This window comes from Caulobacter sp. 10L414 (genome assembly GCF_056395525.1).
The window spans coordinates 1-18,791 of record NZ_JBFTJR010000020.1 but is presented as its reverse complement, the minus strand read 5'-3'; the positions used below and the strand labels follow the sequence as shown (position 1 = coordinate 18,791).

At 69.6% G+C, this 18,791-nt stretch carries 18 protein-coding genes and 1 pseudogene; 10 read left to right on the top strand and 9 right to left on the bottom strand.

Features of this window, described 5'->3' with window-relative positions:
- Positions 1–2: 2 nt before the first annotated feature.
- The gene (locus tag AC1DCG_RS10250; protein ID WP_477028762.1) at positions 3–380 is read right to left on the bottom strand and encodes a hypothetical protein; all 378 of its coding nucleotides are present in this window, start codon (positions 378–380) and stop codon (positions 3–5) included.
- 112 nt (positions 381–492) lie between these two features.
- Between AC1DCG_RS10250 and AC1DCG_RS10245 the strand changes: the two genes are divergently transcribed.
- The 4 genes from AC1DCG_RS10245 (at position 493) to AC1DCG_RS10230 (ending at position 6,401) form a co-directional block, all read left to right on the top strand.
- A complete protein-coding gene (locus tag AC1DCG_RS10245) occupies positions 493–2,649 on the top strand; it encodes a prolyl oligopeptidase family serine peptidase (RefSeq protein ID WP_477028761.1) in 2,157 nt (718 codons plus the stop codon).
- Entirely contained in the window at positions 2,650–4,797 is a 2,148-nt protein-coding gene (locus tag AC1DCG_RS10240; RefSeq protein WP_477028760.1) for a prolyl oligopeptidase family serine peptidase, read from the top strand.
- A 94-nt stretch (positions 4,798–4,891) separates the two neighbouring features.
- On the top strand, positions 4,892–5,977 hold the full coding sequence (locus tag AC1DCG_RS10235; protein WP_165258545.1) for a GNAT family N-acetyltransferase: 1,086 nt from the start codon (positions 4,892–4,894) through the stop codon (positions 5,975–5,977).
- Between the two features lie 55 nt (positions 5,978–6,032).
- Positions 6,033–6,401 (top strand): hypothetical protein, encoded by a 369-nt coding sequence (locus AC1DCG_RS10230; RefSeq protein ID WP_477028759.1) that lies wholly within the window; start codon positions 6,033–6,035, stop codon positions 6,399–6,401.
- 4 nt (positions 6,402–6,405) lie between these two features.
- Here the strand turns inward: AC1DCG_RS10230 and AC1DCG_RS10225 are convergent, their stop codons facing one another.
- The 3 genes from AC1DCG_RS10225 to AC1DCG_RS10215 form a co-directional block, all read right to left on the bottom strand.
- Entirely contained in the window at positions 6,406–6,939 is a 534-nt protein-coding gene (locus tag AC1DCG_RS10225) for an SRPBCC family protein (RefSeq protein WP_165258541.1), read from the bottom strand.
- Between the two features lie 196 nt (positions 6,940–7,135).
- A complete protein-coding gene (locus AC1DCG_RS10220; RefSeq protein WP_477028803.1) occupies positions 7,136–7,522 on the bottom strand; it encodes a type II toxin-antitoxin system PemK/MazF family toxin in 387 nt (128 codons plus the stop codon).
- Between the two features lie 117 nt (positions 7,523–7,639).
- Positions 7,640–8,491, bottom strand: a complete 852-nt coding sequence (locus AC1DCG_RS10215; RefSeq protein ID WP_165258537.1) for a glutamate racemase — start codon at positions 8,489–8,491, stop codon at positions 7,640–7,642.
- 133 nt (positions 8,492–8,624) lie between these two features.
- Between AC1DCG_RS10215 and AC1DCG_RS10210 the strand changes: the two genes are divergently transcribed.
- Positions 8,625–10,751 (top strand): M3 family metallopeptidase, encoded by a 2,127-nt coding sequence (locus tag AC1DCG_RS10210; RefSeq protein ID WP_477028758.1) that lies wholly within the window; start codon positions 8,625–8,627, stop codon positions 10,749–10,751.
- Between the two features lie 206 nt (positions 10,752–10,957).
- Here the strand turns inward: AC1DCG_RS10210 and AC1DCG_RS10205 are convergent, their stop codons facing one another.
- Entirely contained in the window at positions 10,958–12,754 is a 1,797-nt protein-coding gene (locus AC1DCG_RS10205; protein WP_477028757.1) for a methyl-accepting chemotaxis protein, read from the bottom strand.
- 382 nt (positions 12,755–13,136) lie between these two features.
- Between AC1DCG_RS10205 and AC1DCG_RS10200 the strand changes: the two genes are divergently transcribed.
- Positions 13,137–13,247, top strand: a complete 111-nt coding sequence (locus tag AC1DCG_RS10200) for a hypothetical protein (RefSeq protein ID WP_240903433.1) — start codon at positions 13,137–13,139, stop codon at positions 13,245–13,247.
- 10 nt (positions 13,248–13,257) lie between these two features.
- Here the strand turns inward: AC1DCG_RS10200 and AC1DCG_RS10195 are convergent, their stop codons facing one another.
- The 3 genes from AC1DCG_RS10195 to coaBC are packed head-to-tail and all read right to left on the bottom strand — an operon-like array spanning position 13,258 to position 15,413.
- Positions 13,258–13,707: a hypothetical protein gene (locus AC1DCG_RS10195; protein WP_477041474.1), complete on the bottom strand. Its 450-nt coding sequence runs from the start codon at positions 13,705–13,707 to the stop codon at positions 13,258–13,260.
- Between the two features lie 44 nt (positions 13,708–13,751).
- Entirely contained in the window at positions 13,752–14,213 is a 462-nt protein-coding gene (gene dut, locus AC1DCG_RS10190) for a dUTP diphosphatase (protein WP_165258529.1), read from the bottom strand.
- Entirely contained in the window at positions 14,214–15,413 is a 1,200-nt protein-coding gene (coaBC, locus tag AC1DCG_RS10185) for a bifunctional phosphopantothenoylcysteine decarboxylase/phosphopantothenate--cysteine ligase CoaBC (protein ID WP_477028802.1), read from the bottom strand.
- A 187-nt stretch (positions 15,414–15,600) separates the two neighbouring features.
- On the opposite strand from coaBC, the gene AC1DCG_RS10180 reads away from it, so the two are divergent.
- From AC1DCG_RS10180 to AC1DCG_RS10165, 4 genes are all read left to right on the top strand, one after another.
- A complete protein-coding gene (locus AC1DCG_RS10180; RefSeq protein WP_477028755.1) occupies positions 15,601–16,176 on the top strand; it encodes a hypothetical protein in 576 nt (191 codons plus the stop codon).
- 27 nt (positions 16,177–16,203) lie between these two features.
- On the top strand, positions 16,204–16,548 hold the full coding sequence (locus tag AC1DCG_RS10175; RefSeq protein ID WP_477028754.1) for a DUF5076 domain-containing protein: 345 nt from the start codon (positions 16,204–16,206) through the stop codon (positions 16,546–16,548).
- A 191-nt stretch (positions 16,549–16,739) separates the two neighbouring features.
- The gene (locus tag AC1DCG_RS10170) at positions 16,740–17,786 is read left to right on the top strand and encodes a proline iminopeptidase-family hydrolase (protein ID WP_477028753.1); all 1,047 of its coding nucleotides are present in this window, start codon (positions 16,740–16,742) and stop codon (positions 17,784–17,786) included.
- 30 nt (positions 17,787–17,816) lie between these two features.
- Positions 17,817–18,164 carry a hypothetical protein gene (locus AC1DCG_RS10165; protein ID WP_477028752.1) on the top strand — a complete coding sequence of 116 codons (348 nt, stop codon included), beginning with the start codon at positions 17,817–17,819 and terminating at the stop codon, positions 18,162–18,164.
- 401 nt (positions 18,165–18,565) lie between these two features.
- Here the strand turns inward: AC1DCG_RS10165 and AC1DCG_RS10160 are convergent.
- Positions 18,566–18,791, bottom strand: a pseudogene (locus AC1DCG_RS10160) (hypothetical protein); the annotation flags it as partial.

Genomic DNA, 18,791 nt, shown 5'->3' with positions numbered 1-18,791 from the left:
CGTCAGCGCCGTCGAGGTTCGACGAACAACAGGGTTTTCTGCAGGCTCCCGTCGGCCATGCGCTCGAACTGGCTGGTGGCGACGCGGGTGTACGCCACCTCGTCGTCGAACCGTCCGGCGATCTCGAAATCGCAGTACCAGACCGCATAGTAGGGTCGGCAGGACAGCTTGGAGACCGAGGCCAGCGCGTTCTTGGCCTTCTCATGTTTCATCGATTTTGGAACCCAGGCGTCGTAGTCGCCCTCCCAATGGGCGGCGACGTAGTCTCGCACCTCGGTCTCGGTTGGTTGGGCGGGCAGGGGCGTGACCCGCGCCGTCTCCGAAGACGCACAGGCCGCAACCAGCAGCGCCAATCCCGCGGCGATCGTCAGCTTTCGCATGTGTGGTTTGCCCCGCTCATACGGCCATAGGCCGGAAGTGCGTGCAAGGTGGACTCCGCCGAGGTCAAAAATGGCCTAGCCAGCGGCGGGAATGGCATTAACGTCCCCCGCCATGCTGACGCTCCGTTCCGTTTCGCCCGCCGCCCTGGCGCTCGCCCTCCTCGCCGCCGGCCCCGTCCGCGCCCAGGAGGCCGCCGATCCCCACCTGGCGCTGGAAGGCGTCGAGACGCCTTCGTCGCTGGACTGGGTCAAGGCCGAGAACGCCAAGACCCTGCCCGTTCTGACGGGCGATGCGCGCTACCAGGGCCTGCACGACGCGGCGCTCAAGGTGCTGGCCGCCAAGGACCGCATCGCCGCCCCGACCTTCGTCGGGGATAGCGTGTTCAACTTCTGGCAGGACGCCGACCACGTGCGCGGTGTCTGGCGGCGCACCAGCCTGGAGAGCTACCGCTCGGCCGATCCCAAGTGGGAAACGGTCATCGACCTGGACGCCCTGGCCAAGGCGGAAGGCAAGAACTGGATCTGGAAGGGCGCCGACTGCCGGCCCAAGACCCATGACCGGTGCCTGGTGAACCTGTCGAACGGCGGCAAGGACGCCGTCGAGGTGCGCGAGTTCGACCTGACGACCAAGAGCTTCGTCAAGGACGGCTTCTTCCTGCCCGAGAGCAAGCAGACCATCGACTGGCTGGACGCCGACACGCTGATCCTGACCCGCGACTGGGGCGCGGGCACCACCACCGACAGCGGCTACGGCATGGTCATCAAGACCCTCAAGCGCGGCCAGTCGCTCGGCGAGGCCGTCGAGGTGTTCCGCGGCGAGAAGGCCGACGTCAGCGCTCGTCCGCACGTGCTGCGCGACGCCAAGGGCAATCGCGTGGTGCTGATCGAGCGCGCCACCGACTTCTTCCACACCAAGACCTTCCTGCTGGACGACGCCGGCAAGGTGACCCTGCTGCCGATCCCCGAGCGCTCGTCGATCCGCGGCATGGTCGACGGCGACCTGATCCTGACGGTCGAGGAAGCCTGGAACTACGAGAAGCTGCCGTCGTTGGGCCGCAACTTCCCGGCCGGCGCCCTGGTCTCGGTCAGCCCCAAGGCCCTGCTGCCCAAGCCCGTCACGCCCACCGGCGACATCGTGGTCAGCAACGACTGCGACCCGTGCACGATCTTCGCCCCGGGCGCGCGCCAGTCGATCGACCAGGTGGCGGTGACCGACAACCGCGTGGTCGCAGTGATCTACGACAACGTCAAAGGCGGCATCCGCAGCTTCAGCGACCACGGCGAGTTCGGCTGGCGCAGCCAGGGCCTGCCGGGCCTGGACAACGCCGCCGTCTCGATCGTCGCCACCGCCGACAGCGGCGACCAGGTCTTCTACACGGTCGAGGGCTTCATCACCCCGACGCAGCTGAAGCTGGCCGACGCGACCAAGACCGGTGCGGTGACGGTCAAGACCCTGCCGGCCCGCTTCGACGCCTCCAAGCTGGTGGTCGAGCAAAAGGAAGCCGTCAGCAAAGACGGCACGAAGATCCCCTACTTCCTGGTCAGCCAGAAGGGCGCGAAGCTCGACGGCTCGGCCCCGACCCTGCTGCACGCCTACGGCGGCTTCCAGATCTCCAAGCTGCCGGTCTACGACCCGCTGATCGGCAAGCTGTGGCTCGAGCGCGGCGGCAGCTACGCGGTGGCCAACATCCGCGGCGGCGGCGAGTTCGGTCCGGCCTGGCACGAGGCGGCGCTGAAGGCCAACCGCCAGCGGGCCTACGACGACTATTTCGCCGTGGCCGAGAACCTGATCTCGACCAAGGTCACCAGCCCGCGTCACCTGGGGGCGTATGGCCGAAGCAACGGCGGTCTGCTGATGGGCGTCGCCTTGACCCAGCGGCCCGACCTCTGGAACGCCGTGGTGGTGGAAAGCCCGCTGCTGGACATGATCCGCTACACCCAGCTGCCGGCCGGGGCCTCGTGGATCGGCGAGTACGGCGACCCGGCCATCCCGGCCGAACGGGCCTGGATCGCGGCGTACAGCCCCTACCAGAACCTCAAGGCCGGGGTGAAATACCCGCTGGCCTACATCACCACCTCGACCAAGGACGACCGGGTCCACCCCGGTCACGCCCGCAAGTTCTCGGCCCGCCTGGCCGATCTGGGCCAGCCCTACATGTACTACGAGAACACCGACGGGGGTCACGCCAACGGCGCCGACCCGGCGGCCAACGCCAAGCGCTGGGCCCTGCACTACACCTACCTGTCGCGCCAGCTGATGGATCACTAGATGCGTAAGCTCACCCTGGCCCTTTTCGCCGCCACGAGCCTCATGACCGTTTCCGCCCACGCCGCTCCCGACACCGCGCCAGCAGCCGCCGCCCGCACCCCGCTGGCCGAGCTCGGCAAGGACGATCCCTACATCTGGATGGAGGAGATCGAGGGCCAGCGCGCGCTCGACTGGGCCAAGGCCCAGAACGATCGCACCCTGCCGGTGCTGCAGGGCGACGCGCGCTATGCCGGCCTGCACGACGCGGCCCTGACCATCGTCAACGCCAAGGACCGCATCCCCGGCGTCTCGTTCGTCGCCGAGGACGACCTGCGGAACTACTGGCAGGACGCCGACCACGTGCGCGGCGTCTGGCGGACCACCACCCTGGAGAGCTACTGCACGGCGCAGCCGGCCTGGTCGACGATCCTCGACCTCGACGCCCTGGCCAAGGCCGAGGGTAAGAACTGGGTCTGGAAGGGCGCCGACTGCCTGGCCCCGGAAAGCCGGTATTGCCTGGTCTCGCTGTCGAACGGCGGCAAGGACGCCGTGGTCGTGCGCGAGTACGACACCAAGACCAGGACCTTCGTCGCCGGCGGCTTCGAGCTGCCCGAGGGCAAGCACCGGTTCGACTGGATCGACAAGGACACCCTGATCGTCGCCACCGACTGGACCCCGGGCGAGGTGACGACCTCCGGCTATCCCTACGTGGTCAAGCTGGTCAAACGCGGTCAGCCCCTGTCGGCCGCCAAGGAAGTCTACCGCGGCGCCAAGGATGACGGCGGCTACGGCGTCAGCCCCTACGCCCTGCGCGACCATGACGGCGTGGTGCGGGCGGTGTTCGTGCTGCGCCCGCTCGACACCTTCAACGCCGAGACCCACCTGGTGGTCGGCGAGACGACGGTGAAGCTGCCCTTCCCGCTGAAGTCGTCGATCCAGGCCCTGGTCAAGGGCCAGCTGGTGTTCAGCGTCGAGCAGGACTGGGACCAGCAGGGCCTGAAGACCGGCGACCTGGCCGCCTTCGACCTCGCCGCGCTGAAGGCGGACCCGGCCAAGGCCAAAGCCAAGCTGATCCTGCGCCCCACGGCCCGGGAGTCGGTGCAGGGCGTCACCGCCACCCGCGACCGGCTGGTCGTGGCGCTGTTCGAGAACGTCAAGGGCGCGGCCTATGCGTATGACGTGAAGGACGGCGCCTGGTCGCGCACCAAGCTCGACCTGCCGGCCAATTCGACGGTCGGCCTGGGCTCGGCCTCGGACAAGGATGACCGCCTGTTCGTCAGCGTGACCGGCTATCTGACCCCGACGACCTACTGGCTGGCCGACGCGGCCACCGGCAAGCTCGACCAGGTCAAGGCCGCGCCCGCCAAGTTCGACGCCTCGACCCACGTGGTCGAGCAGTTCGAGGCCACCTCCAAGGACGGCACCAAGATCCCGTACTTCTTGGTCCGCCCGAAGAACACCAAGTACGACGGCTCGACCCCCACCTTGCTTTACGCCTACGGCGGCTTCCAGGCATCGATGACGCCGGGCTACTCGCCGACCATGGGCAAGCTGTGGCTGGAGCGCGGCGGCGCCTATGTGGTGGCCAACATCCGCGGCGGCGGGGAGTTTGGTCCCAGCTGGCACGAGCAGGGCCTCAAGGCCAACCGCCAGCGGGTCTATGACGACTTCTTCGCGGTGTCCGAGGACCTGATCGCCCGCAAGATCACCTCGCCCCGGCGCCTGGGGATCATGGGCGGCTCGAACGGCGGCCTCTTGATGGGCGTGGCCCTGACCCAGCGTCCGGAGCTCTACAACGCCATCGTCATCCAGGTGCCGCTGTTCGACATGGTCCGCTACAGCCAGATCGGCGCGGGCTCGTCGTGGATGGGCGAGTACGGCGATCCGCAGATCCCGTCCGACCTAGCGGTGATCGAGAAGTACTCGCCCTACCAGAACCTCAAGGCCGGCCAGAAGTATCCCGAGGTGTTCATCGAGACCTCGACCAAGGACGACCGCGTCCACCCGGCCCACGCCCGCAAGGCGGCGGCCAGGCTGGAGGCGCTGGGCTACCCGGTGCTGTACTACGAGAACGTCGATGGCGGTCATGCCGCCAGCGCCAACCTCGCCGAGACCGCCCGCCGGGTGTCGCTCGAGTACACGTATCTGACCCGCAAACTGATGGACTGATCACGCAAGGTCCGTAAACCGGACTGCAATCTCTGAGCGTCATGATCACGGTCGGCCTTTCTGGAGGTCCGTGATCAGCGCTCGGGGGGCGCCCGTGAAGATCGACGTTGTCGAGGCCCTGCAGCTAACGCCGGAGGACAGCGCCCGCTGGACCTCGCTGCAGACGCTGCAGCCGCGCCTGGATTCTCCTTTCCTGTCGCCGGAATGGGCCAAGGCGGTCGCCGTCGCCCAGGGCGACAAGGGCGAACGCGTGAAGGTCGCCGTCATCCGCGACGAGGGCGGCCAGGCCCTGGCCTTCCTGCCGGCGCGCATCAAGGCGGGCGTGGCCATGCCGGCCGGCGCGCCGATGTGCGACTACCAGGCCTTGGTCTCCGCGCCCGACGTGGCCGTCGATCCGCGCCATCTGCTGGCGGCCCTCAAGGCCCAGCGGCTGGACTTCTGCCACATGCTGGCCGACGACGAGACCCTGGCCCGCCACGGCCGCGGCCAGGCGGACTCGTGGATCGTCGACGTCTCGGCCGGCTACGAGGCCTATGCCGCCGACCGCAAGACGGCCGGGGTGGGCGTCCTCAAGGACATCGACAAGAAGCGCCGCAAGGCCGAGCGCGAGGTCGGGCCCTGCCGCTACACCCCGATGTCGGACAGCCGCGCCGACTTCGACCAGCTGATCGCCTGGAAGCGCGAGCAGCTGCTGGCCACCGGCCAGACCGACCTGTTCAAGACCGACTGGGTGACCCGGCTGGTCACCGACCTGTTCGAGCGCCGCGACGGCGATTTCGGGGGCGGCCTCTACACCCTGCACCTGGGCGACGAACTGGCGGCGGTGCACCTGCACCTGCGCGGCAAGCACACGATCCACGGCTGGCTGATCGCCCACAACGCCAAGTTCGAGCGCTATTCGCCCGGCCTGCTGCTGTTCCAGGACATCCTGAAGGGCATGAACGCCGGGTCCTACCATCGGCTGGACCTGGGCACCGGGGACTACCGCTTCAAGCGCGAGCTCTCCAACGCCCGCCAGACCGTGGTGTTCGGCTTCTACGGCGCGCCCTCGCCGGCCACCTTCGTGCGCTCGGCCGCCTGGGGCGTGCGCCAGGTCGCCGAGGCCCTGCCGCTGGGCCGGATGTCAGCCCTGCCGGGCAAGGCGATGCGCCGCATCGACCTGCTGCGTGGGCTGCACTGAGGCTGACCCGGCCTTCCCCACCAGCTAGACTGCCGGCGGGAACGGGAGGACGATCATGCGGCGGCTGCTTCTGCTGATGGTGCTGTGCGCGGGCGGCTGCGCTTCCGGCGTCTCCTCGGGCGACGCCCCGCCCAGCGCCTGGGCGGTCGCCCGCATCGAGACCGGCATCACCGCGATCGAGGACATCCAGGCCGTCGGGGTCGGCGACAGCGCCGGCATGGCCCGCGCGGCCCGCACCCGTGTTCGCGACCTTCGCTGCGGTCCGGCCGAGGCGGGCCGCTTCCAGTGCGCTTACCGGACGGCCCGGCGGGTCGCGCCAGACGAATGGACGCCGAGGACGCGGATCTTCGAGCGGGCGGCGCATGTTTCGCCGAGCCAGCCCCAGGCCGAAGGCTGGGTCGTGGTCGAACCGGCGGCGCGCTGAGGCCCTACCCGGCCTTGCCGGTCTCCAGATAGGCCTTCAGGCGGTCCTGTTGCTGGCCCAGCACCTGGTCGACGATCGGGGCGATCTTGTCGAGGCCGCCGCGCATGTAGCCGCCGGCGTCATAGCTCCAGGTCACCGTGGTCTGGCCGTCCTTCTCGGCCAGGGCCCAGATCATGTGGCCGGTCGCGCCCGACAGCTGCAGGGGGCCAAGGCCCCCGAACAGGGTCAGCTGCTTGCCGGGCTGGGCGTTGACGGTGGTCATGTGCAGCACCGAGCCGCCGTTCGGCATCTTCTCGCAGAAGCACGCCCCCGACGCCGCGCCCAGCGACAGGTTGGCGGCCGAGCCCGACCAGGTGTGCTCGCTGCTCCACCACTTGGCCGGCTGCACCAGCGCCGCCCAGACCTCGGCGGCGGGCTTGGCGACGACGACCGAGCGCTTGGTCGCAAAGCCGTTCGGCTGGGCGTCGAGCACCTCGGCGTTCGCGGCGCCGGCGGCCAGCAGCGCGGCGAGGGCCAGGACGGGGGCGGCGAGCTTCATGGCGCATCTCCAGGAACGATGTTCCTCGATGAAGCGCCGCTGTTGGATCGGAGACAAGAAAAAACCCCGCACGAGGCGGGGCTGAATCTACGCCGTGAAATGGCTTGATATCGCCACGCTCCACGACGGCCCTCCGAAAAGGGTCTTAGACGCGGATGGTCAGACCAGGGCCGCTAACGAGAACATATGTAGAATTCTAGAGGTGCTTTGTCAAGTGAGACAGGCCCAGGCCAGCCAGAACACAGCCCCTAATTCCTGAAATCGTTTGTCTGGAAAGTTTGTGAAAATAGTACTTTCCGCGCCCGTCTTCGTGTTTTCCAGTTCGAATGAAGTCCAGGCGATCCAACGATACAGAGCAGATCATATCCGCTTTGACCCATAGACCGAGGCTTACCCACCTGTCGGGCAGGGGTGGGTCGAGGTCGATCCGACAGTGATAGTCCATGGCGGGCGTTGGAGCTGTGGTGCTCAGCGGGACGATCGTGCAGAGGCCGGGTCGACCCCGGATCCTAGGACTGATGACTACGACAGGCCGCCGCTTGACCATCTCCGGTACGCGAAAGCCGCCACCGAAGTCGCACATCAGCACGGTTCCGGTATCCGGATGCTCCCTTATCGCCACGCCAACTCCCTTGCGGTCGTCCGCCGGCGGATTTGACGGCAACCCAGGGGTGCAATCAAGTGGCGACTGCCGTCAGCCCTACGCCTTCTCGAACACCAGCGGGCCGCCCCAGAAGCTCTGGACGAGGCCGTTCTGCGGGCCGGGCTGGCCGGTGGTCAGGAACACGCGGCCGCCGCCGGTTCCCGGGTCGTACTCGGGATGGCGCTCCAGGTAGCGCTCCAGGGAGTCGGCGGTGGACTGGGGCTGGTGGATCACCGGCGTGCCGGCCGGCAGGGCGGCGCGGAAGATGTCGGCGATGATCTCGTAGTGGGTGCAGCCCAGCACGGCGCGGTCGGGATAGCGGCCGATGCGGGTCTTCAGCGCCTGGACGTAGCCCTCGACGGCCTTGGCCAGTTCGACCACGCCGGCGTCGGCCTCGATCATCGGCACCAGGTCCGGACAGGCTTGCGAAAACACCGCCAGGTCCTGCTTTCGCTTGTCGATCTCGATCTCGTAGACGCGCGAATTGGTCGTGCCCTGGGTGGAGAACACGCCCAGCACGTCCAGCTGCTCGACCTTGTCGCCACGGCGCTCGGCCTCGTGCTCCCAGGGCAGGCCGGTGGCCGCCTCGATGGTCGGCACGATGATGCCCAGGATGTTGATCGGCCGGCCCAGCTGCTTGCGATAGCCCGGCAGCCAGGTCTGCTGCAGGCGGCGAAGGGCGATGGCCGAGGCGGTGTTGCAGGCCAGGACGACCAGGCTGGCGCCGGCCTCGAACAGGCGCTCGCAGCCGGCCCGCGTCAGGTCGACGATCTCCTCGCCGGGACGCCCGCCATAGGGGGCGTTGGCCTGGTCGGCCAGATAGACGAAGTCCGCCTGGGGCAGACGCTGCACGAGGGCGCGGTGGACGCTCAGCCCCCCCACGCCGGAGTCGAAGACGCCGATGGTCATGCAGCGAGCATTAGACCCGGTCGCGCGCGTCGTCCATGCGCCGGGGCGGCTTCGGCGAAAGGTTACGGTCCTGTCATGTGACGGGGGCGCGACCTTGGCCTAGGGTCCGGCCACACTCAACGGAGAGCCTTCCGTGCAACGTCGCACCTTCCTTCTCACGACCGCCGCGGCCGCCGCCGCGAGCGCCGCCGCGCCCGGCCTTTCCTTCGCCGCGGAGACCAACCCCTTGCTCGCCACGTGGACCGGTCCGTACGGCGGCGTTCCCGCCTTCGACAAGATGAAGATCGCCGACCTGAAGCCGGCCGTCGAAGCGGCCATGGCCAAGAACCAGGCCGAGATCGACGCGATCACCGCCAACAAGGCCGCGCCGACCTTCGAGAACACCATCGCCGCCCTGGAAGACAGCGGCCGCACGCTGAACGACGTGGTCTGCTACTACGGCATCTGGGGCTCGAACCTCAGCTCGCCGGAGTTCCAGGCCATCGAGCCCGAGCTGGACGCCAAGTTCGCCGAGTTCGGCGACAAGATCACCCAGAACGCCGCGCTCTTCGCCCGCATCGAGGCCGTCTACAACAGCCCCGAAAAGGCCAAGCTGACGCCCGAGCAGCAGCGCGTCACCTGGATCTACTACACCAACTTCGTGCGCGCCGGCGCCAAGCTGGACCCCAAGGCCAAGGCCCGGGTCGCGGCCATCAACACCGAGCTGGCCGGCTACTTCACCAAGTTCAGCCAGAACCTGCTGGCCGATGAGGAGACCTATATCGAGCTGACCGACGCCGACCTGGTCGGCCTGCCGGACTCGATCAAGGGCGCGGCCGCCTCCAGCGCCGAGCAGCGCAAGCTTCCGGGCAAGCACATCATCGTCAACACGCGTTCCAGCGTTGACCCCTACCTCACCAACTCGCCGGTGCGCGCCACCCGCGAGAAGGTCTGGAAGGCGTTCGTCAACCGCGGCGACAACGGCGGCGCGACCGACAACAACGCCATCATCTCGAAGATCCTGAAGCTGCGCGTCGAGCGCGCCAAGCTGCTGGGCTACCAGACCCACGCCCACTGGCGCCTCGAGAACGCCATGGCCAAGACGCCCGACAAGGCGATGGCCCTGATGGAAGCCGTCTGGACCCCGGCCATCGAGCAGGTGGCCAAGGACGTGGCCGAGATGCAGGCCATCGTCGACGCCGAGAACGGCGGCTTCAAGATCGAGCCGTGGGACTACCGCTTCTACGCCGAGAAGGTCCGCAAGGCGAAGTACGACCTCGATATGAACGAGGTGAAGCCGTACATGCAGCTGGAGAAGCTGCGCGAGGGCATGTTCTGGGCCGCCGGCCAGGTCTACGGCTTCGAGTTCAAGAAGGTCGAGGGCGTTCCGGTCTACCACCCGACCATGACCGTCTACGAGGTGCTGCGCGGCGGCAAGCACGTGGGTCTGTGGTACTTCGACCCCTATGCCCGCCAGGGCAAGCGCTCGGGCGCCTGGATGAACGCCTATCGCAACCAGGAGCGCTTCAAGAAGCCGATCGCCACGATCGTCTCCAACAACTCCAACTTCATCCAGGGCAAGCCCGGCGAGCCGGTGCTGATCTCGTGGGATGACGCCAACACCCTGTTCCACGAGTTCGGCCACGCCATCCACGGCCTGAACGCCGACACCACCTACCCCACCGTCTCGGGCACCAACGTCGCCCGCGACTATGTCGAGTTCCCCAGCCAGCTGAACGAGCACTGGCTGTCGACGCCGGAGGTGCTGAACAAGTTCTGCGTCCACTACCAGACCGGCAAGCCGATCCCGCAAGCCCTGGTGGACAAGATCAAGAAGGCCTCGACCTTCAACCAGGGCTTCGACACCACCGAGTACCTGGCCAGCGCCCTGATCGACATGAAGCTGCACCTGGCCGGCGACGTGGACATCGATCCGGACGCCTTCGAGCGCGATGAGCTGACCAAGCTGAAGATGCCCAAGGAGATCGTCATGCGGCACCGCACGCCGCAGTTCGGTCACGTGTTCTCGGGCGACGGCTACTCGGCCGGCTACTACAGCTACCTGTGGGCCGACACCCTGACCGCCGACGTGGCCGAGGCCTTCCAGGAGGCCCCGGGCGGCTTCTACGACAAGCCCACCGGCCAGCGCCTGATCAAGACCATCATGTCGCGCGGCAACTCGGTCGACCCGGCCGAGCAGTTCCGCGCCTTCCGCGGCCGCGACGTGAAGATCGGCGCCCTGATGCGCGACCGCGGGTTCCCGGTGCCCCCGGGCGCCTGATCGCCGTCTCTGATCTAGGCTGAAACGAGAGCGCCCCGTCTGGTCACCCAGGCGGGGCGTTTTTGTTAGATCCTCCCCCTCTGGGGGAGGTGGCGCGAAGCGCCGGAGGGGGGCCGCTTTCAGCTTCCACAATCGTCGGCCGATCTCGCAGCCACTCCCCTCTCCGTCGGCTTCGCCGACACCTCTCCCATAGGGAGAGGATCTTCCTAAGCCGCCCGCCGCGCCGCGCTGGCGCCCGAGCCGATCTTGAACCGGCTGACCAGGCGCGCCAGTTCGGCCGCCTCGTTGGACAGCGAGTGACTGGCGGCGGTCGACTGCTCGACCATGGCCGCGTTCTGCTGGGTGGCCTGGTCCATCTGGTTCACCGCGACATTGACCTGGGCCAGGCCGGTGGCCTGTTCCTGGGCGCCGGCGGCGATCTCGGCGACGGTGTGGTTGATGTCCTGCACGCCGGCGGTGATGCGGCGCAGGGCCTCGCCGGTCTGGCCGACCAGGGCCACGCCCGCGTCGACCTGCTGGCCGGAGGCGCCGATCAGGCTCTTGATCTCCTTGGCCGCCTCGGCCGAGCGCTGGGCCAGGGCTCGCACCTCCGAAGCGACCACGGCGAAGCCCTTGCCCGCATCGCCGGCCCGCGCGGCCTCGACCCCGGCGTTGAGCGCCAGGAGATTGGTCTGGAAGGCGATCTCGTCGATCACCCCGATGATGTTGCCGATCTCGCGCGAGGACGCCTCGATCTGCGTCATCGCCGCGACGGCGCGCTCGACGACCTCGCCGCCGGCCTCGGCGTCCTTGCGGGCGGCGTCGACGGACTTGCGGGCGTGGCCCGCGCCCTCGGCGGCGCGCCGGACCGTGGCGGTGATCTCGTCCAGCGCCGCGGCGGTCTCTTCCAGGCTGGCGGCCTGCTGCTCGGTGCGGCGCGACAGGTCGTCGGCCGCGTGGCTGATCTCGCCCGAGCCGGCGCGGATGCCGCCGACCGCGCCGGTGATCGTCGTCATGGTCTCCTGCAGCTGGCCCATGGCGGCGTTGAAGTCGCTCTGCAGCTTGCGATAGGCGGGCGGGAAGGCCTGGTCGAGCCGGGCGGTCAGGTCGCCGGCCGCCAGGCGCTCCAGGGCCTGCCCGACCTGGGCGACGACGGCCGCCTGCTCCTGGGTCGCGGCGGCGCGTTCGGCCTCGTTGGCGCCGCGCTCGGCCTCGGCCTGGCGGCGATGGGCGGCCGCCTCGCCCTCGACGCGCAGCTTCTCGATGGCGGCGTCCTTGAAGGTCGAAACGGCCTGCGCCATCGCGCCGATCTCGTCACGGCGGCCCAGGGCGGGCACGGCCACGGCGTTGTCGCCGCCGGCCAGGCGACGCATGGCGGTGGTCATGGCGTCGACCGGCGTGGCGATGCTGCGCGCCAGTAGCCAGCCCATCAGCACGGCGATGGCAACGGCGGCCGCGCCGCCGAGCGCCAGCGCCAGGGTCGCGGCGGTGAACGCCTTGTCCTGGGCCTTGATGCGGGCGGCCAGTTCGGCGCTCTCGGCCTCGTCGATGGTCTTCAGCGCCTTGCGCACATTGGTCAGGCGGCCGCTCTTGCCGATGTCGAGGCGGGCGGCGTCCAGCTGGGCCGGATCCTGGGCGGCGGCGATCTGGGCGCGCGTCTCGGTGCGGAACACGCCCACGGCTTGGTCCAGCTGGGCCAGGCGCGCCTTCTGGTCCTCCTGCTCGGCGCCGTCCGTCAGGACCGCGTGCGCCTCGTCGTACTTGGCCTGGAAGTCCTCGTACTTCTTGACGAACGACGGATCGAGGCTGGCCACGAAGCCGCGCGCGGCGTTCTGCTGCTCGACCAGTTCGGCCGACGCCTTCTCGACGGTGGCGCGATAGGCGTAGCTCTCGGCGTTCAGGGCGGTGACGCGCTGGATCGACGACAGCCCGTTCCAGGCCAGGGCGCCGGCGCCGGCCACGGCGGCGACCAGGACGGCGAAGGCGACCACCAGCTTGTGCGCCACCTTGAGGTTGCTGAGCATCTAGAGAACTTCCCAGGATAGAATTGGGAAGATCTTCGACGAATTCGATTAATGGATATTATTCATGAGCATCGAAGGCCCCGGTCAGGAGACATTTGTCGATGCTCGGCGCGGTCGAAATCATTGCATTGCAAGGAGAGGCAGGCAGACTGCGTCATCTCGACGCATATATCGACTCGACACCGAAGGTTTCGAATAATCGTCCGTATACTGAGTACTTGGGACTACAGATTGAACGAAATCGCCGTTTCGGGGAGATTTCGTCTTATACCCGCATTGCGGGAATCGTGAGACAAATAACGACGCACGGCCGCAACCGGGGGGGCGGGGCCGCGCGTACTGCAAGCATGGCCGAGCTTTCGGCCGAGCAAGGACGCCCCCGATGGAAGCCCCCCGTCCCCTGCCCTTGATCCGCCCCATGCTGTGGCTGGCCGCCGCCGCCTTCACGGCCGGCTTCGGCGGCTATCTGCTGATGGGCCTGGGCGCGCGCTAGGGCGAACCGTTCAGCGTCGAATGTGAGGGGGGACCTCGGAGGTCATCAACACCACGGCCATCGCCGCGCCCCTGATATCCATGCCCGCATTGAGGGCCTTGTCGGCGGCGGCGACCTCGGCCGTCGCCTCGACGACGGATCTGTAGTGCGCTCGGTCCAGGCAGCCCGTCTTCATATGGGCGCGCCCGAGCGACAGCGCCTGCACATACTCCGGCTGCTTTCTGAGCTTGGCCTTGGCCGTGACGCCCTCCACCGTCCTGACGGATGCGAAGTCGGCGAAGGTCTTCACGCCCAGGGTTTCGAGCAGGGCCTGGGCCAGGCCGACGGGCGCGAAGACGGCGAACCGCCAGGCCTCGCCCTCGGTGAAGCCCAGCTCGAGCAGTCCCGGGACCTGGAGGGGCGCGTCGTCGACGTTCGCGGTCAGCACGGCGAGCGCCGCGTCGAAGCGGGCCCGGTCCATGGCTGACGGCTTTGCGAACAGCATGGGCCGGGTCCGTCTCGGCCTCAGCGGCCGCCGGTCGAGCCGAAGCCGCCCGCGCCGCGGTCGGTCTCGTCGAGGCTGGCCACCAGGCTCCAGGCGGCCTGCACGACCGGCGCGATCACCAGCTGGGCGATGCGGTCGCCGCGACGGATTACGAAGTCCTCGGCGCCGAGGTTGGCCAGGATCACCTTCACCTCGCCGCGATAGTCGCTGTCGATGGTGCCCGGCGAGTTCAGGCAGGTGATCCCGGCCTTGGCCGCCAGGCCCGAGCGCGGCCGCACCTGGGCCTCGAAGCCCTGCGGCACGGCGAAGGCGAGACCCGTCGGCACCATGAACCGGGCGCCCGGCTTCAGGGTCAGGGGCGCGTCCTCCTCGACGGCGGCGCGCAGGTCCATGCCGGCGGCGCCGACCGTCTCGTAGGCGGGCAGCGGCAGGCCGTGGGCGTGGGCGAGCTGGACGACGGGGATGTGGGGCGTGGTGGTCATTTAGGTCAGAGCTTCCGCGATGCGTTGGGCGATGGCCTGGGCGACGGCGTCCTTGGACGCGCGCTCCCAGCGTTCGGTGTGGTCCTTGGCGATCAGCAGGACCGCGTTCTCGGTTCCGCCCATGACGCCCGGCTCGGTGACGTCGTTGGCGATGATCCAGTCGCAGCCCTTGCGCGCCAGCTTGGCGCGGGCGTGGGCCTCGACGTCGTCGGTCTCGGCCGCGAAGCCGACCACCAGCTTGGGCCGATCGGGGCCGGAGGCGGCCAGGGTGGCCAGGATGTCGGGGTTCTCGACGAAGGTCAGGGCCGGCGGGCCGCCCTTGTCCTTCTTCAGCTTCGAGCCGAACACCTCGTCGACCCGCCAGTCGGCGACGGCGGCCACGAACACGCCGACCTCGGCCGGCAGGGCGGCCTCGCAGGCGGCCAGCATCTGGCGGGCGCTCTCGACGTCGACGCGGGTCACGCCCGGCGGGGTCGGCAGGGCGACGGGGCCGCTGACCAGGGTGACGCGCGCCCCCAGGCGAGCCAGCGCCTCGGCGATCGCATAGCCCTGGCGGCCGCTGGAGCGGTTGGTGATCCCACGCACCGGGTCGATCGCCTCGAACGTCGGGCCGGCCGTGACCAGGGCATGCTTGCCGGCCAGGGGGCGCGCGGCGGGGCCGGCGAGCATGGCGAGGATGGCGGCGAAGATCTCCGGCGGCTCGGCAAGGCGTCCGGGGCCGAACTCGCCGCAGGCCATGGCCCCCTCGTCGGGGCCGATGAACGACACGCCGTCGGCCTTCAGGGTCGCCACGTTGCGCTGGGTGGCCGGGTGCAGCCACATGCGCACGTTCATGGCCGGCGCCATCAGCACGGGCTTGTCGGTGGCCAGCAGGGTGGTCGAGGCCAGGTCGCCGGCCAGGCCGCCGGCGGCCTTGGCGATCAGGTCGGCGGTGGCCGGCGCCGCCACCACCAGGTCGGCCGAGCGCGACAGCTGGATGTGGCCCATCTCGGCCTCGTCGGTCAGCGAGAACAGGTCGTCATAGACCTTGTCCTCCGACAGCGCCGCCAGCGACAGGGGGGTGACGAACTGCGCGCCGGCCTTGGTCAGGATCGGCCGCACGCCGATCCCGGCCTTGCGCAGCAGGCGGGTCAGCTCCAGGGCCTTGTAGGCCGCCACGCCGCCGCCGACGATCAGGAGCACGCGCTTGCCGCCCGGGATGTCGTTCACCTTGAAGGCCTCTCGTCCGTCGGTTCCCCTCCGCGCATAGAGCGCCTCGCGCCCGCAGGCAATCCGGCGCGCGCGGCGGGCGGGCGAACGGGGCGCGAAAGCTTAACAGCGGGACTCGACTCGCGTTCTTTTTTCGTTCACTAATCGTTAAGGTAGTAAATAACGGGGTGAGGCGATCATGACGGGAGCGTGGCGTTTCGGACTTCTGGCTGTGCCGGCCTTGCTGCTGGCGGCCTGCGACGGCGGGGCTTCGGCGGTGAAGGCGCCCAAGGGCGGTGAAGTGGCGTCGAGCCAGGGCGCAAACAGCGGCGGCGGCGCGCCGGCGTCGACAGAGGTCGCCGAGGCCTCGGCGGCGGCGCGGCAGGCGGCCGATCCGCGCGACGCGCCGGTGCGGCTGATCGCCGGCCGGCCGATGTGGGCCGCCAACCGCACCCGCGGCGCCGAGGAGAACGCCCGGCGCGGCTTCGAGCGGTTCGGGGAGGCCTTCGGCGCCCGCGACGTCGACGACTATGTGCGCAAGACGCACGCCTTCGTGGCCAAGCCGCCGGCCGGCGCCCAGACCCTGACGCGGTCGAACGGCGACACCCTGATCTATGATCCGGCCGGCAACGTCTTCGCCGTGGTCACCCGGGCCGGGGCGCCGCGCACCATGTTCAAGCCCGACGACGGCGCCGACTACTGGCGCCGCCAGAAAGAGGGCGCGGCCCGCCGCACGGCCGCGTCCGAACGGCGCGGGCAGGACGGCGCCGGCTGACCGGACTGGCGAGAGGGGGGCGAAGGCATGCAGGAACAGCCGATCCCGGACGCGGCCGTGCGTGATCCGACGGCGACGGAACTGGCGCGGATCTGGGTGGCCGAGCATGGCCTGCACTGCGCTTTGCGCATCGGGGCCTATGACGAGACGCCGATCGACGAGGCCCGGGCCTGGGGCATGATGCTGGCCGACCTGCTGCGTCATCTGGGACGCGGGCTGTCGGACTATTATCACCGCGATCCGGTCGAGGTCGTCGACGTGCTGCTGGAGGCGATGCGCGACGAGCTGGCCAGTCCAAGCTCGCCGCTCGAGGGCGGCCTGGCGCGATCGCGCGAGGACGAGCCGGACGCCGGCCAGGCCAAGGCGCACTGACGCGGCAAGGGGCGTCGCGGGCTCGCGTGCGCCGTGTCACAGTCGCGGGCGTGATCCGCGGCTAAGGGCGAAGGTTCGGCCGTGCCGGCGGCCGGATGGCCGGGTGCGGGCGGGACGGGGTCCCGCCGTGTCCGGACGCCTGACACGGCGCTCGCGCGCCCGGCGGCGATGTTAACGAGGGGGCGATGGGCGTGATCGATCGACGCAAGCTGCTGGGCCTGTGCGCGGCGGCCGGAACAACGGCGCTGGCGGCCGGCATGGCGCGCGGGGCTTTTGCAGGGGCGGCGCCGGCCAGGCTCGCCGCCTTTCCCAGGCCCGACCGCGAACTGCGGCTGCCGGTTCCGGGCGGGCGGGTCTATACGCGGATCAACGGCGACCTCGACGCGGCGCTGGCCGGGACCGCGCCGCCGCCGATCGTCATGGTCCACGGCGGGCCGGGCGGCACCCATTCGGGGTTCCTCGACGCTCTTGCCCTGTCCGACGAGCGGGCGGTGATCCTCTACGACCAGCTCGACAGCGGGCTGTCGGATCATCCGATGGATCCGGCCAACTGGACGGTGGGCCGCTTCGTCGACGAGCTGGAGGCCGTCCGCGAGGGGTTGAAGATCCCGCGCTGGCACGTGCTGGGCCACAGCTGGGGCGGGACGGTGGCGCTGGAGTACGGTGCGCGGCGCTCGCCGGCCCTGGCCAGCCTGATGCTGGCCAGTCCGCTGGTCTCGACCCGCAGCTGGATCGCCGACGCCAACCTGCTGCGCGACGACCTGCCGCCGGCGGTGCGGGACCAACTGACCCGTTGCGAGGGGCCGCCGCCCTCGCCGAGCGACAAGGCGTTCTTAGCCGCCTGCGACGCGGCGACCGACGCCTTCTACGCCGCCTTCCTGACCCGCGAGCCGCCCTCGCCGGCCCACCGCGCCTATCGGCCGCCCGGCGACCGGGGCTTCAACCCCGTGCTCTACAAGACGATGTGGGGCGCGACCGAGTTCTCGGCCACCGGCACGCTGAAGACCTATGACGGCGAGCCCCTGCTCGACCGCCTGGACGGGCCGCGCACCCTGTTCCTGGTCGGCCAATACGACGAGGCCCGTCCGGCCACGACCCTGGCCTTCTCGCGCCGGGCCAGGGGATCGGAACTGGCGGTGGTTCCCGGCGCCGGCCACGCCACCTTCACCGACCGTCCCGAGGAAACGACGGCCGTGCTACGCCAGTGGCTGCGCCGACGCGACGCCTTGCCGTCCTGATCGGAGCGCCAGGTCTTGGGAGATCCCGCGATGCAACGAGCGAGCGACTCGCGCCTGCCGGTCTGGCTGGGCGTGCTGCTGGCGGTGGCCGCGGCGCCGGTGGTCCTGCTCACGCGGCTGTGGCCGGGCAAGCAGACGGCCGATCGCACGCCCGGCGAGGTGGCCGGCGTGCTGCGGGCGTTCATCGACGGAACGGGCGGTGTCTGGGACTGGGACGACTTCGAAAGCACCCCCATCACCGATCCGCGCCTGGACGCGCTTCGACATCGCGCCGTTCAGGCCGGTCCGCCGGACACCGATGTCGAGGCGCTGGCGGCGGTGCTGGCCGAAGTCGAAGCCATGGCCCGGAACGATGCGGGCTCTCCAGGCGGCGGCTAGGCCGGGTGCTCAACGACCCAAGGCTTGGCCGCGACGGCGCCCTAAGGCCCGTCACCGCGGCCGCAGCGAAGCCGGGCGCCGGAACCGAACCTGTTGGCGTGTGAGGTCCGCGGCCTTGCGGACCGCTGACGCGTCCCTTCAGCCGGTACGGCAGGCCTTGTCGTGGGCGCTCGACCGAGCCTGGGCTCCCGGGGCGTATCGATGATCACCCTGCTGGCGCCCCCAAACCCGGTGTTCCCCGCGAAGGCGGGGACCCAGGCGGGGTCTACGGGTCATCCTCGGCCCCTTCCGTCCTCGAAAGACAGCCTGGACCCCCGGCCTTCGCGGGGCGCTCGATGGAAAAGGGCCAGGTTGGCTGAACGCCGATCCGAAGCGGGTCGGCGCTCGACCGACCGCTCTCGCTAACGCCGCTTCTTGCGCGCGCCAGCGGCGGTCTTCTTGCGGCTGCCCGGCTTGACCGCCTTGCCCTTGCCGGCCTTGCCCGAGCGGGCGGCGGCCTTGCCTTTCCCGCCGCCCTTCTTGGCGGCGGCGGCGCACTTGGCCTTGGCGGCCTTCAGGGCCYTGCCCTTCTTGCCCCGGGTCGAGCAGGGGGCGGCGCGGGCCGGCGCCGCCGAGGCGGYGCGGGTC

Bases quoted from the DNA above. Each gene is read 5' to 3' on its own strand.
- AC1DCG_RS10180 (WP_477028755.1), top strand. From the start codon at position 15,601: ATGACGGGAGCGTGGCGTTTCGGACTTCTGGCTGTGCCGGCCTTGCTG.
- AC1DCG_RS10175 (WP_477028754.1), top strand. From the start codon at position 16,204: ATGCAGGAACAGCCGATCCCGGACGCGGCCGTGCGTGATCCGACGGCG.
- dut (WP_165258529.1), bottom strand. From the start codon at position 14,213: ATGACCACCACGCCCCACATCCCCGTCGTCCAGCTCGCCCACGCCCAC.
- AC1DCG_RS10225 (WP_165258541.1), bottom strand. From the start codon at position 6,939: ATGAAGCTCGCCGCCCCCGTCCTGGCCCTCGCCGCGCTGCTGGCCGCC.
- AC1DCG_RS10205 (WP_477028757.1), bottom strand. From the start codon at position 12,754: ATGCTCAGCAACCTCAAGGTGGCGCACAAGCTGGTGGTCGCCTTCGCC.
- AC1DCG_RS10220 (WP_477028803.1), bottom strand. From the start codon at position 7,522: ATGTGCGACTTCGGTGGCGGCTTTCGCGTACCGGAGATGGTCAAGCGG.
- AC1DCG_RS10165 (WP_477028752.1), top strand. From the start codon at position 17,817: ATGCAACGAGCGAGCGACTCGCGCCTGCCGGTCTGGCTGGGCGTGCTG.
- AC1DCG_RS10240 (WP_477028760.1), top strand. From the start codon at position 2,650: ATGCGTAAGCTCACCCTGGCCCTTTTCGCCGCCACGAGCCTCATGACC.
- AC1DCG_RS10245 (WP_477028761.1), top strand. From the start codon at position 493: ATGCTGACGCTCCGTTCCGTTTCGCCCGCCGCCCTGGCGCTCGCCCTC.
- AC1DCG_RS10200 (WP_240903433.1), top strand. From the start codon at position 13,137: ATGGAAGCCCCCCGTCCCCTGCCCTTGATCCGCCCCATGCTGTGGCTG.
- AC1DCG_RS10250 (WP_477028762.1), bottom strand. From the start codon at position 380: ATGCGAAAGCTGACGATCGCCGCGGGATTGGCGCTGCTGGTTGCGGCC.
- AC1DCG_RS10215 (WP_165258537.1), bottom strand. From the start codon at position 8,491: ATGACCATCGGCGTCTTCGACTCCGGCGTGGGGGGGCTGAGCGTCCAC.
- AC1DCG_RS10230 (WP_477028759.1), top strand. From the start codon at position 6,033: ATGCGGCGGCTGCTTCTGCTGATGGTGCTGTGCGCGGGCGGCTGCGCT.
- AC1DCG_RS10195 (WP_477041474.1), bottom strand. From the start codon at position 13,707: ATGGACCGGGCCCGCTTCGACGCGGCGCTCGCCGTGCTGACCGCGAAC.